This is a genomic window from Arcanobacterium wilhelmae, assembly GCF_029632765.1.
GTDB lineage: Bacteria > Actinomycetota > Actinomycetes > Actinomycetales > Actinomycetaceae > Arcanobacterium > Arcanobacterium wilhelmae.
In genome coordinates, this window is record NZ_CP121247.1 from 534,665 (window position 1) to 548,189 (window position 13,525).

The following is a 13,525-nucleotide window of genomic DNA, read 5'->3' on the forward strand; positions in this document are numbered from 1 at the left end:
GTGCGGCGGTTGTGGCTTATCTGGCTAGGCTGGCTGCATGCTCGATACATTACTCGACCTCGTGTTTCCGCAATGGTGTGCGGGGTGTGGGCGCTGGGATACACCGTTGTGTGAGGAGTGCCGTGCGGAGTTTTTGTCGCGGTGGCGTGATTGCAGTGCCGATGCTCCGTTTTTGATGCTTGTGCGCGAGGACGGCGAGGAGCCGGCATTTCCGGTGTTTTGTTTGGGCACGTACGAGGGTCGCCGACGCCGGTGCATTATTTCCTGGAAGAACCAGGCCAGCGCTCCGCTCGATCATGCGATGGCGAGTCTGATTCCCGACGTCGCAGGGTTGGCGTTGCCCGAGCACGTCACGGTGGTTCCGGCTCCGTCGTCGCCGTCGCGGGAGCGCAGAGGGATGTTCGTTGCTGGCGTTCTCGGGCAGCAGGTTGCTGAGCTTGGCGGGTGGCGGTATGCCAACGTCCTGCGCAAGGCGAAGCGAAACTGGAAGCGTGAGATCGAGTTGCGTGCGGACGTCGCGCTCGGTAGGGCGCGACGTGGATTGCGGATTCAGGCGCGTGGGGCGAAGTCGCGTGCGATGAGTGTGCGGCGGTTGAATGGCGATGTTGTGCTGGTTGACGACGTGTTGACGACGGGCGCGACACTTGCTGGCGCGGCTCACGCGGTCGCCGACGCCGGTGGGCGAGTGGTTGGGGCTTTTGTCCTCGCGAGTGCAAAAAATCCGCGGAGGGTGTAATTGATGAGCAAAATGTGGCGCAGGTCGCTTATAATGATTGCAACCAACAACGGTTGAAATGCTTCGGTGATGCAAGGGTGCATCGGCGAAGTGAAGGAGGTGGTTGTAGCTCGTGAACACCGAGCGTCGGTCCCTCGCGGGTGTATCCCGCACAGTCAAATGACCACAAGGAGGTCATCGTGGAATTCGTTGTCAAGGGTCACAATGCGGAAGTTTCCGATCGTCTGCGTACCCATGTTGAAGAGAAGCTTGAGAAGGTTGAGCAGTTCGCTCCGCGTGCACAGCGCGTTGAGGTAGAGATCGCTCACGAATCGAACCCGGCACAGGCAGAAACGTCGGAGCGGGTGGAGATTACAGTGGTTGATAAGGGTCCGGTCGTTCGCGCTGAGGCGGCGGCGTCGGATCGTCTGGCGGCTCTTGATCTCGCTTCCACGAAACTCTTTGAGCGTCTGCGTCGTAAGCACGAGAAGATGAAGGCTCGCCGTCGTCGCTCGGCGGGTAAGGATGAGGTTCCCGCGGATCTGCCAGTGGAGGAGTTGCTGTCCAAGAAGCCTGAGGCTCCGGAGGTTGAGGAGCGCACGGTTCCCACAGAGCCGGGTGAGGCGATCGAGAGCCAGCTTGGCGATTCTCCGGCGATCGTTCGCCAGAAGCTCTACGAGGCACGTCCGATGAGCGTCGAGCAGGCGATCGATGAGATGGAGCTGGTGGGCCACCCGTTCTACCTGTTCATCGATGAGGAAACGAAGCAGCCGTGCGCCGCATACCGCCGTCGTGGATGGACGTACGGAATCATCCGCCTGGATGCCACCACCGCTGATTTTGGGCCAGGCGAGAAGTAACCCCACACAGAACGCTGATGCCGCGTGAGTACGCGCGGTGCCACGCGTCCTCGGGCCGGGGCGACACAAGAGATTGTGTCGCCCCGGTCACTTTGCCTGGGGAGATGATTTGGGTTTTCGCTACTATAGACTTGCTAAAATCGTTCGAATAAAAATCGTTTGAGTAAAAAGAGGTAACAACGTGAGCGAACGCCCACTCCAGGTAGCAGTGATTGGTGCAGGGCCGGCGGGCATCTATGCGTCCGACATTCTGGCGAAGTCCGATGTGGATGTACAGATCGATCTGTATGAGAAGCTCCCGGCGCCGTACGGGCTGGTGCGATACGGTGTGGCGCCCGATCACCCACGTATCAAGACCATCATTAACGCGCTTTACAATGTGCTCCAGCGCGGCGATATTCGGTTTGTGGGTAATGTGGAGATCGGAAAGGACATCACGTTCGCTGAACTCCATGAGCACTACGATGCCGTGGTGATCGCCACCGGTGCGGATAAGGATCGCCCGTTCACGATTCCGGGCTCGGATCTTCCCGAGGTCTATGGCGCCGCCGATTTTGTGGCGTGGTACGACGGACACCCCGATTACCCTCGTACCTGGCCGCTTGAGGCGAAGGAAGTGGCCGTGATCGGCGTCGGAAATGTGGCTTTGGATGTGGCGCGCGTACTTGCCAAGCACGCTGAGGATATGATGGTGACCGAGATCTCACAAAACGTGGAGGAGGGCTTGCGTGCCTCGAAGGTGACGGATGTTCACGTGTTTGGCCGCCGCGGTCCGGCGCAGGTGAAGTTCACCCCGATGGAGTTGCGCGAACTCGGCCAAGTTCCGGATGTCGACATCATCGTCTATCCAGAGGATTTCGAGTACGACGAAGGCTCTGAAGCTGCGATGGCATCGAACAAGATGACGCGCCAGCTCACCAACATCCTCACAGACTGGGTGTTCCAGGATCCGGAGGAACTCACTGCTTCGCATCGTATTCACATCCATCTGCTTCAGCAGCCGGTGGAAGTTCTCGGTGAAGATGGGCATGTGAGTGGTATTCGCATGGAACGGACGCGCCTGACAGGCGACCAGGGGGTTGAAGGGACCGGCGAGTTTATGGACTACCCGGTGCAGGCGGTCTACACCGCAACCGGCTACAAGTCCTCTGCGATTGCCGATGCCCCGTTCGATGACGTACGTGGCATTGTTCCGAACGCTGGCGGCCGCGTCATTCGCGACGGCGAGCCGATCCCTGGCATGTATGCCACGGGCTGGATCAAGCGTGGCCCTGTGGGCTTGATCGGTTCGACGAAGTCGGATGCGAAGGAAACGATTGACAACTTGATTACTGATTACCAGGCGGGCGTCTTCCATGCCACCACGGAGAACGTGGGGTGGGAGGCCACCAAGGAGGTGCTCGACGAGCGTGGTGTTCGCTATACGTCGTGGGCCGGTTGGGGTCTGCTCGAGGAGTTTGAGAAGTCGCTGGGTGAGCCAGTGGGGCGTGAGCGCATCAAGGTTGTTGAGCGTGAGACGATGACGGCGGTCTCCCGTGGTGAGGAGCACGACGGCAAGCTGTACTGAGTCGTTGTGTGATGCGGGGAAGGCGAGGGGTGTGGCCCTCGCCTTCCCCGCATTTCGTCCGTGATTGTGTGGGGGAAAACGGTGCTGAAGCAGATGTGGATGTGAAGCAGGACAAATTTGTTCGCTCTCAGTTTGACACTCCTGGGCAGTGGCCGTTAATGTATTTACTCGTGCACGACACAGTGCGCAACGGCAGGTTTGCAGAGCGGCCAAATGCATCTGACTGTAAATCAGACGGGTAACCTTCGGGGGTTCGAATCCCTCACCTGCCACGATCCGGTTCGCCGGATGTGGGAGTGGCGCGGTTCACGAATCGTAAGGCTCTCACAGTTGGAAAACAGAGCGAGAAGCTTGTTAAGATTTCCAGCGTTGCCCCGATAGCTCAGTCGGCAGAGCGTCTCCATGGTAAGGAGAAGGTCAAGGGTTCGATTCCCTTTCGGGGCTCCATTCATTTCTCGAGTGAAATGAAGATGCGGCGGGGTAGCTCAGTTGGTCAGAGCGCACGACTCATAATCGTGAGGTCGCGGGTTCAAACCCCGCCCCCGCTACTGCCGGAAAGCAATCCCGCTTCCCAGCCAAACCGAACGTGAGGAATTAACCGTGGCTAGCAAGTCAGCAGACGTTCGCCCTAAGATCACCCTCGCATGCGAGGTTTGCAAGGAGCGTAACTACATCACCAAGAAGAACCGCCGCAACACGCCGGATCGTCTTGAGCTGAAGAAGTACTGCCCCAAGTGCAACGAGTCCACCGCGCATCGCGAGACTCGCTGAACTTTCAGGCGATATAAGGAAAGGCCCGCAGTTGCGGGCCTTTTTGCTACCCTGGCCAGCAATTCTCACCGAGAGCGAAGCTGCGCCGGAAGAAAATCTGGCAGCGGCGTCGTCGGGTAGCATAGAGCCTATGTCGTGTGAACTGATCCCTCAGCCGCCCAGCGGCGATATTCCTCCTGTGTTCCCAGCGCAGTCGAACCGTATCGGCGCTGAGCCTGCATCGCTCGCCGATCTCACCACCATGGGTGTGGGTGGAACGATTTCCCGATACGTCGAGGCCCACACCCGCGAGGAGCTGATCGCGGCGATCCGCGAGGCGGATTCTGCAGGCGTTCCTTTGCTCGTACTCGGGGGTGGTTCGAATATCCTTGCGTCGGACGAGCCGTTCGAGGGCGTCGTCGTGCGCGATATGCGTTCGGGCATCGAAACCGTGATGGAAGATGGCTGCGGTGGCGCCCAGATGCGAGCACTCGCCGGTACGCCGTGGGACGACGTGGTGCGCTACGCGATCGAACACGAGTGGCGTGGTCTGGAGGCGCTCTCGGGCATCCCGGGAGCCGTGGGAGCAGCGCCGGTGCAGAATATCGGTGCGTACGGTCAGGAACTGGCAGATACTTTCGCTGCGGCCACCACCTACGATCGTGAAACCGGCCAGATTAAAACGCTGTTCCTCACCGACATGAAATTCTCCTATCGCGATTCGATCCTCAAGCAGTCGATTGCCCAGTGGGGCTACTCGCCGCGCTGGATTGTCCTCGACGTCCTCTTCCACATGTTCCGCGGGTCGATGTCCGCACCGATCAAGTACGGCCAGCTCGCCGGAGCGCTCGGAGTTGAGGTGGGGCAAACGGCCCCGGCATGGCAGGTGCGCGAAACAGTGCTCGCACTGCGCGCCAGCAAAGGCATGGTCTTGGACGATTCGGATCGGGATACGTTCTCGTGCGGCTCGTTCTTCACGAACCCAATCCTTCCCGCCGGCGTCGCGGCTACGCTCCCGCCGGAGGCTCCACGTTATTCTGCTGGCGAAGGGCTGGTGAAGACGTCGGCGGCGTGGCTGATTGATCATGCGGGTTTCCCCAAGGGTTTTGCGGTCGGGGAGCGCGCGTCGCTGTCAACGAAGCATACGCTCGCGCTGACGAACCGTGGAGGGGCAACGAGCGCCGACATCCGGCAGCTGGCACGCCACATCCAGGAGGGCGTACGCGCGGCGTACGGCGTGGATCTGCATCCCGAGCCGGTGGTGCTGGGGGAGACGCTGTAAAACGCTCAGAGGCGGGCCACTGGCCCGCCTCTTTTCTTCATTCGCTGTCTGCGAGCCAGGCATTGACCTCGGCTGTCCATGCCCGCTTGTCGGAATCAGAGGCGAGGGAGGCACGGATTGAGCCCTTGGCGAGTTGGGCGATTTGCGCGTCGGTGAGCCCTTGTGCACGTGCGATCTCGTATTGATCGGTCAGGCGTGAGAGGAACAACAGCGGATCGTCGGCTCCGAGTGCAATTGTGGCACCGGCGTCGACGAGGGTGTGCAACGGGACCTGATCGGACGCCGTGTAGACGCCGAGGGAAACGTTGGACGCGGGGCACACTTCGAGGGCAATGTCACGGCTGACGATCTCGTCGAGAAGGCGCGGATCCTCGGCGGCGCGCACGCCGTGTCCGAGGCGCGTGGGGTGGAGATGGCCCACGACTTCGCGGATGTGTTCGGGGCCGAGGAGTTCGCCCCCATGCGGAACCGATGCGAGCCCGGCGCGTGCAGCGATGGCAAATGCTTCCTCCCAATCGGCGGTATTGCCGCGCCGCTCGTCGTTGGACAGGCCGAATCCGATCACTTCTCCCGGGCCGTCGCCGGCATACTTGGCGGCGAGGCGCGCGAGTGTGCGCCCGTCGAGTGGGTGTTTCATACGAGAAGCTGCGACGATCACACCAACCTGGACTCCCGTGGAGTGCCAAGCGTCCACGGCGGCGTCGAGGACGATCTCGAGCGCGGGTGTGAGGCCGCCGACGAACGGGGCGTACGAGGTGGGGTCGATCTGAATTTCGAGGCGGCGTGAACCCTCACGTGCATCGTCTTGGGCGGCTTCAAGAACGATGCGGCGCATCGCAGCTTCCGTACGCACGACTTTTCGGGCGGCGTCGTAGTTGCGTTGGAAGCGGAACCACCCACGTTTATCGGCGGGGACTTGAAGAGCGCGGTTGTCGGTAAGGTTCTCGGGGATACGAATGCCCTGCTCGCGGGCCATGTCAGCAAGTGTTGACACGCGCATCGACCCGGTGAAGTGAAGATGCAGGTGAGCTTTGGGCAGCAGCGCGAGATTTCTCATGCGTTTCAGTGTAGTGGCGCGTTGAACGATGCGCGAAATCTTTCTATAACTGGACATATGAGTTCCGCCGCTATTGAGAAAGCTGATCTGGCTGCACTGACGAACGAGGGTGCCTCGCACATGCTTGCGCAGTTCGTGGGGCCCGATTTTGGGCTGAATTCGTGGCGTGTTCACGCGGTGCATCACCGCGTGGGTGGCGGAGTTTCGGTGGGGTATTCGGTGTGCGGCGAGGTCGGCGAGGCGTACGTCGTGGCGTCTACGGCTCGTGTGGACGAAGGCCGGCTTCGCGACGACGGAGGGGAAATTTTCGACTTCGAGGGCCGCCGGTATTTCGTGTGGCGTTACCCGTTCGATCCGCAGCTTCCTGCACTGCCGCTCGCGTGTGATCCGCAGGCACTGTCGGAGTTTATCGGGGAAAGCGTGGAGATTGAGTTGCTCGCCTATCGGCCCACGCGTCGGGCGGTGGTGCGCGCCGACGGCAACGTCACCTATTTCGCGAAGGTTGTGCCAACGTCGTCGCTGGCTGCTGTCGTGGGGCGGCTGGAACTGGCGCGTGAGAGTATGCCGTCTCCGCAGGTTGTGCGGATATCGGACGATGGGCTGGTACTGACACGGGCTGTGCCTGGTGTGCCGCTGAGTCGCTTCTTGGCGTCGCGCCCGTCGCTTCCCGACGCCGATGCGATGTTTTCTCGGCTGGCGCAGCTTGTGGAAGGGATGGGTGAGCCGATCACGCATCTTAAACGCCGCAAGGCGTGGGCGGAGCGGGCGGGTGCCTATGGCCGCGCGGCGGGTGCCGCATTACCGGCAATTTCCCGAGAATCTGTGCAACTGGGGGAGCGGATCGAAGCATTGATTGCCGCCACTGATTTTGGGCCGTTGGTTCCCACGCACGGCGATTTCTATGAAGCGAACGTATTCGTGGATCCGGCCAGCTGGCAAATTTCGGGTGTGATCGACATCGATACGCTCGGGCCGGGATATCGCGCCCACGATTGGGGATGCCTGCTTGGCCATATGTCGGTACTCGAAGATCTCTCGCCGCAACGGTACCGCGGGATCGGGCCAGTTGTGGAGCGCTGGCGAGATTTGGCCGCTCGGGAGGTGGGCCCGGCGGCGCTGGGTGCCAGCGCCGCCGGCGTCGTTCTTTCTCTTGTCGCTGGGCCCGCGAAAGCTCGCAAGCGCGGCTGGGAGCAGCATTGCCGCACGCGCCTCGCGATCGCGAACGAGTGGATGAGCTACGCACAGGCTGGCAGGTAGCTGCACCGCCGGCGTCGTGTGGTGCACCGGCGTCGTGCGGCGCACCGGCCGCGAGGCTGGCGTTGAACATGATGCGAACCCCGGCGTCGGTGGCCTTTTACTTGACCTGGGAGAAGAGCTGGACGAGCCGCTGGGCGCCTTCGGCGAGGGCGTCGTCGGCGAGGGCGTACGAAAGCCGCAGGTGCCCGGGCGCGCCGAAGGCTTCGCCCGGAACGAGGGCAACGTCGGCTTCTTCAAGGATCAGGTCCGCGAGCTGCGCCGACGTGGTCGCAACTTTGCCGTTGATCTCCTGCCCGAGCGCGCGCTCGACGTTCGCGAACACATAGAACGCGCCACTGGGGGTGGGAACGGAGAATGCGTCGATCTGCTCGAGCGCCTCGACGAGCGCGAGGCGGCGCCGATTAAACGCCACCTTCATCTCGGAAACGAAGTGCTGGTCGGCGTTCAACGCCGCGAGCGCGGCGCGCTGGGCAATGTTGTTCACGTGCGAGGAGAGGTGGCCTTGGAGAATGCGCGCGCCTCGGATCACTTCGGCAGGGCCGAACATCCAGCCCACTCTCCAGCCAGTCATCGCGTACGATTTCGCGACGCCGTTGACGGTAATGAGGCGGTCCGCGAGTTCGGGAACCACGCGCAGGAGGTAGGCCATTTCGCCTTCATACACAAGGTTTTCGTAGATTTCGTCCGAGATTACCCATAGGTCTTTGGCGATGGCCCACTGGCCGATCGCGTGGAGTTCATCAGCGGTGTACACGGCGCCCGTGGGGTTCGACGGCGAGCACATGAGGAGCGTGGTGGTGCGCGATGTGTAGGCGGCCTCGAGCTGATCCACGGTGACCTTGTATCCGGCATCGGCAGGGGCAAACACCTCGATGGGGTTGCCACCTGCGAGGCGGATCGCCTCGGGGTAGGTGGTCCAGTAGGGGGCTGGGAGGAGGACGTCGTCGCCGGGGGAGACGGTGGCCATGAATGCCTGGTAGACGGCCTGCTTGCCGCCGTTTGTGACGATCACGTTTGTCGGGTCGACGTTCGTGCCCGAATCTTTGAGCGCTTTCGCGGCGATTGCTTCGCGAAGCTCTGCGAGGCCGGCTGCTGCTGTGTAGTGGTGGTTACGGGGGTCGCGGGCAGCTTCGACGGCTGCATTCACGATGAATTTTGCGGTGGGGAAATCGGGTTCGCCCGCGCCGAAGCCGATGATCGGGCGGCCTGCTGCGGCGAGTTCCTTCGCTCGCAGATCCACGGCGAGCGTAGCCGAGGGTGTCAGTGACGAAACATGAGTTGAAAGACGCATGTTCTCATCGTGTCACCTTTCGCTACCGTGGCCAAGTTTGCGCAGTGGGGAAAGCGAGGGAGGAACGTCATGCCTGCCGACGTCGGTGCCCTGCTTCAAAGCGACAAGGCAATCTCCGTGGCGTGGATAACAGGGTGTGAAGGGGTGCTCGACTGGAGATTTATGATTCGCGCGGCTACACTTGATCGAGCAAACATTGGCTTTGTAGCGCAAACTTTGCGATAATCGTGAAGGCCTGCGCAATAGGGTAGTGGCGCAATTGGTAGCGCACCGGTCTCCAAAACCGGCGGTTGTGGGTTCGAGTCCCTCCTGCCCTGCTAGTAAGCGGCCCGATAGGGCCGTTTCTTTTATCAATCGAAAGGATCAACCGTGAACGAAGCTCGTCGCTCGCCAGCCAAGGAAGGCTTCTTCGCGCGCATCATCACCTTCTTCAAGGAAGTGATCGCTGAATTTAAGAAGGTGCAGCGCCCAACCCGTGAAGAGCTGTGGAAGATGTTCGTCACTGTTGTGGTATTCGTGACCATCATCATGGTCTTTGTGACCGCCGTTGATCTGGTCTTCAACCAGTCCATGTTCTGGATTTTCGGTTAAATCTCGGCCAGGAAGGGAAAGCTTAGATGAGTGAAGAGAATGTGAATCCGCTGTTCTCCGACGCACAGGAGGCACCGGAGGTTCAGGCTGAGGTTGCGCAGGAGGAGGCCACCGAGGCTCCCGTCGAACCCGTCGAGGAGTCCACTCCGGCGGCGCCTGCGAAGGAAGAAGCACCTGAGGGTGTTGTGACGGAAGAAATGGTCCGCGATCAGATCAAGGGTCTCCCGGGCCGCTGGTACGTTCTCCACACGTACGCGGGCTACGAGAAGCGTGTCAAGCAGTCGCTTGAAACGCGTATGCACTCGATGAACATGGAAGATTACATCTTCCAGATCGAGGTGCCGATGGAAGAGGTGTACGAGGTCAAGAAGGGCCAGCAGAAGCTGGTTTCTCGCGTGCGCATGCCGGGCTACGCCGTCGTCCGTATGGAGTTGACTGACGATTCATGGCGAGTTGTCCAGTCCACGAACGGCGTCACTGGTTTCGTTGGGAACGGTCGCGATCCGGTCGCTCTCTCACTCGATGAGGCCGTGCAGTTGCTCACGCCTGTTGTCGAGCAGCAGGTCGCTGCCGAGGCAGTCGCCGCCGGAAAGCCAGTACTTTCGGGTACTCCGGAGTTCGAGGTGGAGTACGAGGTTGGCGAGGTTGTGACCTTGACCACTGAGCCTTGGGTGGGAATGCCCGCTACAATTTCTGAGGTTGACCCGGTGAACCAGAGGCTCACCGTGCTCATGACACTTGTCGGCCAGGAAACCCCGGTCGATTTGTCCTTCGGTCAAATCAAGAAGATGGACTAATTCATCCCTCGTCTCGATTCGAAGGAACCCCGCCATTATTGCCATATGGCGGAAGCTAATAGTTAGGATCAAACATGCCACCGAAGAAGAAGGTTGCCGGACTGATCAAGCTTCAGATTGAAGCTGGAGCTGCGTCGCCGGCACCGCCGATTGGCCCGGCTCTGGGTCAGCACGGCGTGAACATCATGGAGTTCGTCAAGGCGTACAACGCTGCGACGGAATCGATGCGCGGAAACATCGTCCCGGTTGAAATCACGGTGTACGAGGACCGCTCGTTCGACTTCATTACCAAGACCCCGCCGGCCTCCGGTCTCATCAAGAAGGCAGCTGGCATCAAGTCGGGTTCGGCAACTCCGCACACCGTGAAGGTTGCGCACCTCACCGCGGATCAGCTTCGCGAGATCGCGAAGACCAAGATGCCGGATCTCAACGCTAACGACATCGACAACGCAGCCCGCATCATCGCCGGCACCGCTCGTTCGATGGGCGTCACCACCGACGAAATCTGATAGCCAGCAGAATCTGGCACGTGGTAGGGCCCTGAGCTGGTCCGTTCCCCACAGCTGCTAAGAAGGAGACAAGCAGAATGGCAAAGCGCTCAAAGAATTACCGTAAGGCGGCCGAGCTGATCCAGCCCGGCGAGCTTTACTCGCCGCGCGAGGCGTTCGACCTCGCGAAGAAGACTTCGGTCACGAAGTTCGAATCGACCGTTGAGGTGATGTTCCGTCTCAACGTTGATCCGCGTAAGGCTGATCAGCTCGTTCGCGGCACTGTCTCGCTCCCGCACGGCACCGGCAAGACCGCCAAGGTCGTTGTCTTCGCCGTTGGTGAGAAGGCTCAGGCCGCTCTCGAGGCTGGCGCCGACGTGGTCGGCGATGACGAGCTCATCGAGAAGGTCGCCGGTGGCTGGACCGATTTCGACGCCGCCGTCGCAACCCCGGACATGATGGGCAAGGTTGGCCGCCTCGGCCGCGTGCTCGGTCCGCGTAACCTCATGCCGAACCCGAAGACTGGCACCGTGACCATGGATGTGGCCAAGGCTGTCAAGGACATTAAGGGTGGCCGTATCGAGTTCCGCGTGGATAAGCACGGCAACCTCGCGTTCATCGTGGGTCACACCGGCTTCGAGCTCGATCAGCTTCTCGAGAACTACGCTGCTGCTCAGGAGGAGATCCTCCGCCTGAAGCCGGCGTCGGCAAAGGGTCGCTACATCAGCAAGGCGACGGTTTCGACCACGATGGGTCCGGGTATCCCGCTGGATGCCACGAAGACCCGCGCAGAAGCCTGAGGCGTTTAATTGCTCAAAGGGCCTCGCACCACTGGTGCGAGGCCCTTTGCTTTACAATCGGAATGAAGAATCGTTGCAGGGAGGCATAATGAACCGTCCGTTCGTCATCGGAATTGCTGGAGGCACGGGAAGCGGAAAGACTACGCTCACCAAGGCGATCGCGAACCACTATCAGGGCAAGACGGCGGTGGTCTATCACGACAACTACTACAAGGCCCACGATGATCTCGATTACGAGCACCGCGCGGCCTTAAACTACGATTCTCCAGACGCGTTCGATAACGATTTGATGATCGCGGACCTGCGCAAGCTGATCGCGGGGGAGTCGATCGAGTCTCCGGTATACGATTATGCGGCACACAATCGTTCGGCCGATACCACGCATGTCGAGAGCGCGCCCGTGATCCTCGTGGAGGGTATCTTGATCTTCCACGATCCGCGCATGTGCGAGCTGTTTGACGTGAAGATTTTCGTTGATACTGATGCCGATGTGCGTATCATGCGCCGCATCAAGCGTGATGTGCTTGAGCGCGGGCGCTCGATCGAATCGGTGGAGGCGCAGTACCTCACCACCGTCAAGCCAATGCACGAGCTGTATGTTGAGCCCTCGAAGCGCCGAGCCGATCTGATCGTTCCCGAAGGTGGCCAGAACGTGGTGGCGCTCGAGATGCTGTTCCACCGTATTGCCCACGAGCTCGGAGTAGCGGCTGACTAGCCACGGCATCGGCGCCGGTGCGTATCAGCTGCTCCGACGTCGACCCTCCTCCCCCCCCCCGGGAAATCCTTGGTCGCCCTCGGGTACTTTCCGTGCTCGATCGCGTGGCATGCGCCACGAAAGCCTCGCTCGAGCTAGACAATCCAGTCCGATGTCGGTACGCTGATGAACGCCCAAGACCGCAGGTCCCACATCGGGATAAATACGAAACGTAGCCAGCGCAGGTGAGAATTCAATACTTTCCGTTCCCGGGAAGAGTTTGGCCTCGCACCTGCATGTGCGAGGTTTTTTATTTGCTCTGCGGCGTACAACGGAAGGAGGTCCCATGGCACGGACCGATAAGTCTGCAGCGATTGCAGAGCTCAAGGATCTGTTCCAGAACTCTGCAGCCGTTCTCGTGACCGAGTACCGCGGACTGACTGTGGAGCAGATGAAGGAACTTCGTCGCTCCCTTGGTCAGGAGGCGCACTACACGGTGGCGAAGAACACCCTCGCTCGCATCGCGGCTAAGCAGGCTGGCGTCGAAGGTCTCGACGACTACCTCAAGGGCCCCGTTGCACTTGCATTCGTTTCCGGTGACATCGCTTCCGCAGCTAAGGCTATTAAGAACTTCTCCAAGGATCACGACGCCCTGATTACTAAGGGTGGCGTGCTCGAGGGCAATGTTCTCGATGCCGAAGGTGTCAAGAAGCTCGCCGATCTCGAATCTCGCGAGGTTCTGCTTGGAAAGACCGCTGGCGTCCTCAAGGCGTCGCTCTACCAGGCTGCTTACATGTTCACTGCGCCGATGGTCAAGACCGTTCGCACCGTGGACGCCCTGCGCGCGAAGCAGGAAGAAGCTGCCTGATCGGCAGCGTAAACCCAATAGTTATCTGCCTCGCAAGTAGGCAAAAGGAAGGAAGGCCATCATGGCTAAGCTCACTGCTGAAGAGCTCATCGAAGCTTTCAAGGAGCTCACGCTCGTTGAGCTCTCGGACTTCGTGAAGAAGTTCGAAGAGGAATTTGACGTTGAGGCTGCTGCTCCGGTTGCTGCCGTTGCTGCTGCTCCGGCTGCTGGCGGCGAGGCCGCTGCTGCTGAAGAGAAGGACGAGTTCGACGTCATCATTGCCTCCGCTGGCGACAAGAAGATCCAGGTCATCAAGGAGGTGCGCGGCCTCACCTCCCTCGGTCTGAAGGAGGCGAAGGAGCTCGTGGATTCGGCTCCGAAGGCTGTCCTGGAGGGCGTCAACAAGGAGACCGCCGAGAAGGCAAAGGAAGCCCTCGAGGGCGCCGGCGCTACCGTCGAGCTCAAGTGATTTTCGCGGCCTAGCCGCTCATCGCTTCGGGAGCGTCCCAGCTGTTGCTGGGGCGCTCCT

At 60.5% G+C, this 13,525-nt stretch carries 15 protein-coding genes and 4 tRNA genes; 17 read left to right on the forward strand and 2 right to left on the reverse strand.

Annotated elements, in window-relative coordinates:
- Positions 1-37: 37 nt before the first annotated feature.
- The 8 genes from P8A24_RS02240 to P8A24_RS02275 all read left to right on the forward strand — a co-directional run bounded on the left by P8A24_RS02240 (position 38) and on the right by P8A24_RS02275 (position 5,174).
- On the forward strand, positions 38-736 hold the full coding sequence (locus P8A24_RS02240; RefSeq protein WP_278059300.1) for a ComF family protein: 699 nt from the start codon (positions 38-40) through the stop codon (positions 734-736).
- Positions 737-915: 179 nt separating this feature from the next.
- Complete coding sequence (gene hpf, locus P8A24_RS02245; protein ID WP_278059302.1) at positions 916-1,575, forward strand: ribosome hibernation-promoting factor, HPF/YfiA family; 660 nt, start codon at positions 916-918, stop codon at positions 1,573-1,575.
- Positions 1,576-1,756: 181 nt separating this feature from the next.
- The gene (locus P8A24_RS02250; RefSeq protein WP_278059304.1) at positions 1,757-3,142 is read left to right on the forward strand and encodes an FAD-dependent oxidoreductase; all 1,386 of its coding nucleotides are present in this window, start codon (positions 1,757-1,759) and stop codon (positions 3,140-3,142) included.
- A gap of 191 nt (positions 3,143-3,333) precedes the next feature.
- Positions 3,334-3,414: transfer RNA gene (locus P8A24_RS02255), tRNA-Tyr, on the forward strand.
- A 99-nt stretch (positions 3,415-3,513) separates the two neighbouring features.
- A tRNA-Thr gene (locus tag P8A24_RS02260) sits at positions 3,514-3,589 on the forward strand.
- Positions 3,590-3,616: 27 nt separating this feature from the next.
- Positions 3,617-3,690: transfer RNA gene (locus P8A24_RS02265), tRNA-Met, on the forward strand.
- 52 nt (positions 3,691-3,742) lie between these two features.
- Positions 3,743-3,913, forward strand: a complete 171-nt coding sequence (rpmG, locus tag P8A24_RS02270; RefSeq protein ID WP_278059306.1) for a 50S ribosomal protein L33 — start codon at positions 3,743-3,745, stop codon at positions 3,911-3,913.
- A 130-nt stretch (positions 3,914-4,043) separates the two neighbouring features.
- Positions 4,044-5,174 (forward strand): UDP-N-acetylmuramate dehydrogenase, encoded by a 1,131-nt coding sequence (locus tag P8A24_RS02275; protein ID WP_278059308.1) that lies wholly within the window; start codon positions 4,044-4,046, stop codon positions 5,172-5,174.
- 37 nt (positions 5,175-5,211) lie between these two features.
- Here P8A24_RS02275 and P8A24_RS02280 read toward each other — a convergent pair whose 3' ends face one another.
- Positions 5,212-6,231, reverse strand: a complete 1,020-nt coding sequence (locus P8A24_RS02280; protein WP_278059310.1) for an adenosine deaminase — start codon at positions 6,229-6,231, stop codon at positions 5,212-5,214.
- Positions 6,232-6,288: 57 nt separating this feature from the next.
- On the opposite strand from P8A24_RS02280, the gene P8A24_RS02285 reads away from it, so the two are divergent.
- The gene (locus P8A24_RS02285) at positions 6,289-7,488 is read left to right on the forward strand and encodes a phosphotransferase (protein ID WP_278059312.1); all 1,200 of its coding nucleotides are present in this window, start codon (positions 6,289-6,291) and stop codon (positions 7,486-7,488) included.
- Between the two features lie 97 nt (positions 7,489-7,585).
- Here the strand turns inward: P8A24_RS02285 and P8A24_RS02290 are convergent, their stop codons facing one another.
- Positions 7,586-8,779, reverse strand: a complete 1,194-nt coding sequence (locus tag P8A24_RS02290) for a pyridoxal phosphate-dependent aminotransferase (RefSeq protein ID WP_278059314.1) — start codon at positions 8,777-8,779, stop codon at positions 7,586-7,588.
- 244 nt (positions 8,780-9,023) lie between these two features.
- Between P8A24_RS02290 and P8A24_RS02295 the strand changes: the two genes are divergently transcribed.
- From P8A24_RS02295 to rplL, 8 genes are all read left to right on the forward strand, one after another.
- Positions 9,024-9,096: transfer RNA gene (locus tag P8A24_RS02295), tRNA-Trp, on the forward strand.
- A 52-nt stretch (positions 9,097-9,148) separates the two neighbouring features.
- Positions 9,149-9,370, forward strand: a complete 222-nt coding sequence (gene secE / locus P8A24_RS02300) for a preprotein translocase subunit SecE (protein WP_278059317.1) — start codon at positions 9,149-9,151, stop codon at positions 9,368-9,370.
- A gap of 26 nt (positions 9,371-9,396) precedes the next feature.
- Complete coding sequence (gene nusG / locus P8A24_RS02305; protein ID WP_278059319.1) at positions 9,397-10,167, forward strand: transcription termination/antitermination protein NusG; 771 nt, start codon at positions 9,397-9,399, stop codon at positions 10,165-10,167.
- 74 nt (positions 10,168-10,241) lie between these two features.
- Complete coding sequence (gene rplK, locus P8A24_RS02310; RefSeq protein WP_278059321.1) at positions 10,242-10,676, forward strand: 50S ribosomal protein L11; 435 nt, start codon at positions 10,242-10,244, stop codon at positions 10,674-10,676.
- 77 nt (positions 10,677-10,753) lie between these two features.
- Positions 10,754-11,455, forward strand: a complete 702-nt coding sequence (gene rplA / locus P8A24_RS02315) for a 50S ribosomal protein L1 (RefSeq protein WP_278059323.1) — start codon at positions 10,754-10,756, stop codon at positions 11,453-11,455.
- Between the two features lie 88 nt (positions 11,456-11,543).
- Entirely contained in the window at positions 11,544-12,170 is a 627-nt protein-coding gene (udk, locus tag P8A24_RS02320) for a uridine kinase (protein ID WP_278059326.1), read from the forward strand.
- A gap of 325 nt (positions 12,171-12,495) precedes the next feature.
- Positions 12,496-13,017 (forward strand): 50S ribosomal protein L10, encoded by a 522-nt coding sequence (gene rplJ, locus P8A24_RS02325; protein ID WP_278059328.1) that lies wholly within the window; start codon positions 12,496-12,498, stop codon positions 13,015-13,017.
- 61 nt (positions 13,018-13,078) lie between these two features.
- Positions 13,079-13,465, forward strand: a complete 387-nt coding sequence (gene rplL / locus P8A24_RS02330; RefSeq protein ID WP_278059330.1) for a 50S ribosomal protein L7/L12 — start codon at positions 13,079-13,081, stop codon at positions 13,463-13,465.
- Positions 13,466-13,525 lie beyond the last annotated feature (60 nt).

Coding starts and splice junctions, on each gene's coding strand:
- P8A24_RS02240 (WP_278059300.1), top strand. CDS start 38: ATGCTCGATACATTACTCGACCTCGTGTTTCCGCAATGGTGTGCGGGG.
- P8A24_RS02275 (WP_278059308.1), top strand. CDS start 4,044: ATGTCGTGTGAACTGATCCCTCAGCCGCCCAGCGGCGATATTCCTCCT.
- P8A24_RS02280 (WP_278059310.1), bottom strand. CDS start 6,231: ATGAGAAATCTCGCGCTGCTGCCCAAAGCTCACCTGCATCTTCACTTC.
- P8A24_RS02285 (WP_278059312.1), top strand. CDS start 6,289: ATGAGTTCCGCCGCTATTGAGAAAGCTGATCTGGCTGCACTGACGAAC.
- P8A24_RS02290 (WP_278059314.1), bottom strand. CDS start 8,779: ATGCGTCTTTCAACTCATGTTTCGTCACTGACACCCTCGGCTACGCTC.
- nusG (WP_278059319.1), top strand. CDS start 9,397: ATGAGTGAAGAGAATGTGAATCCGCTGTTCTCCGACGCACAGGAGGCA.
- rplK (WP_278059321.1), top strand. CDS start 10,242: ATGCCACCGAAGAAGAAGGTTGCCGGACTGATCAAGCTTCAGATTGAA.
- rplA (WP_278059323.1), top strand. CDS start 10,754: ATGGCAAAGCGCTCAAAGAATTACCGTAAGGCGGCCGAGCTGATCCAG.
- udk (WP_278059326.1), top strand. CDS start 11,544: ATGAACCGTCCGTTCGTCATCGGAATTGCTGGAGGCACGGGAAGCGGA.
- rplJ (WP_278059328.1), top strand. CDS start 12,496: ATGGCACGGACCGATAAGTCTGCAGCGATTGCAGAGCTCAAGGATCTG.
- rplL (WP_278059330.1), top strand. CDS start 13,079: ATGGCTAAGCTCACTGCTGAAGAGCTCATCGAAGCTTTCAAGGAGCTC.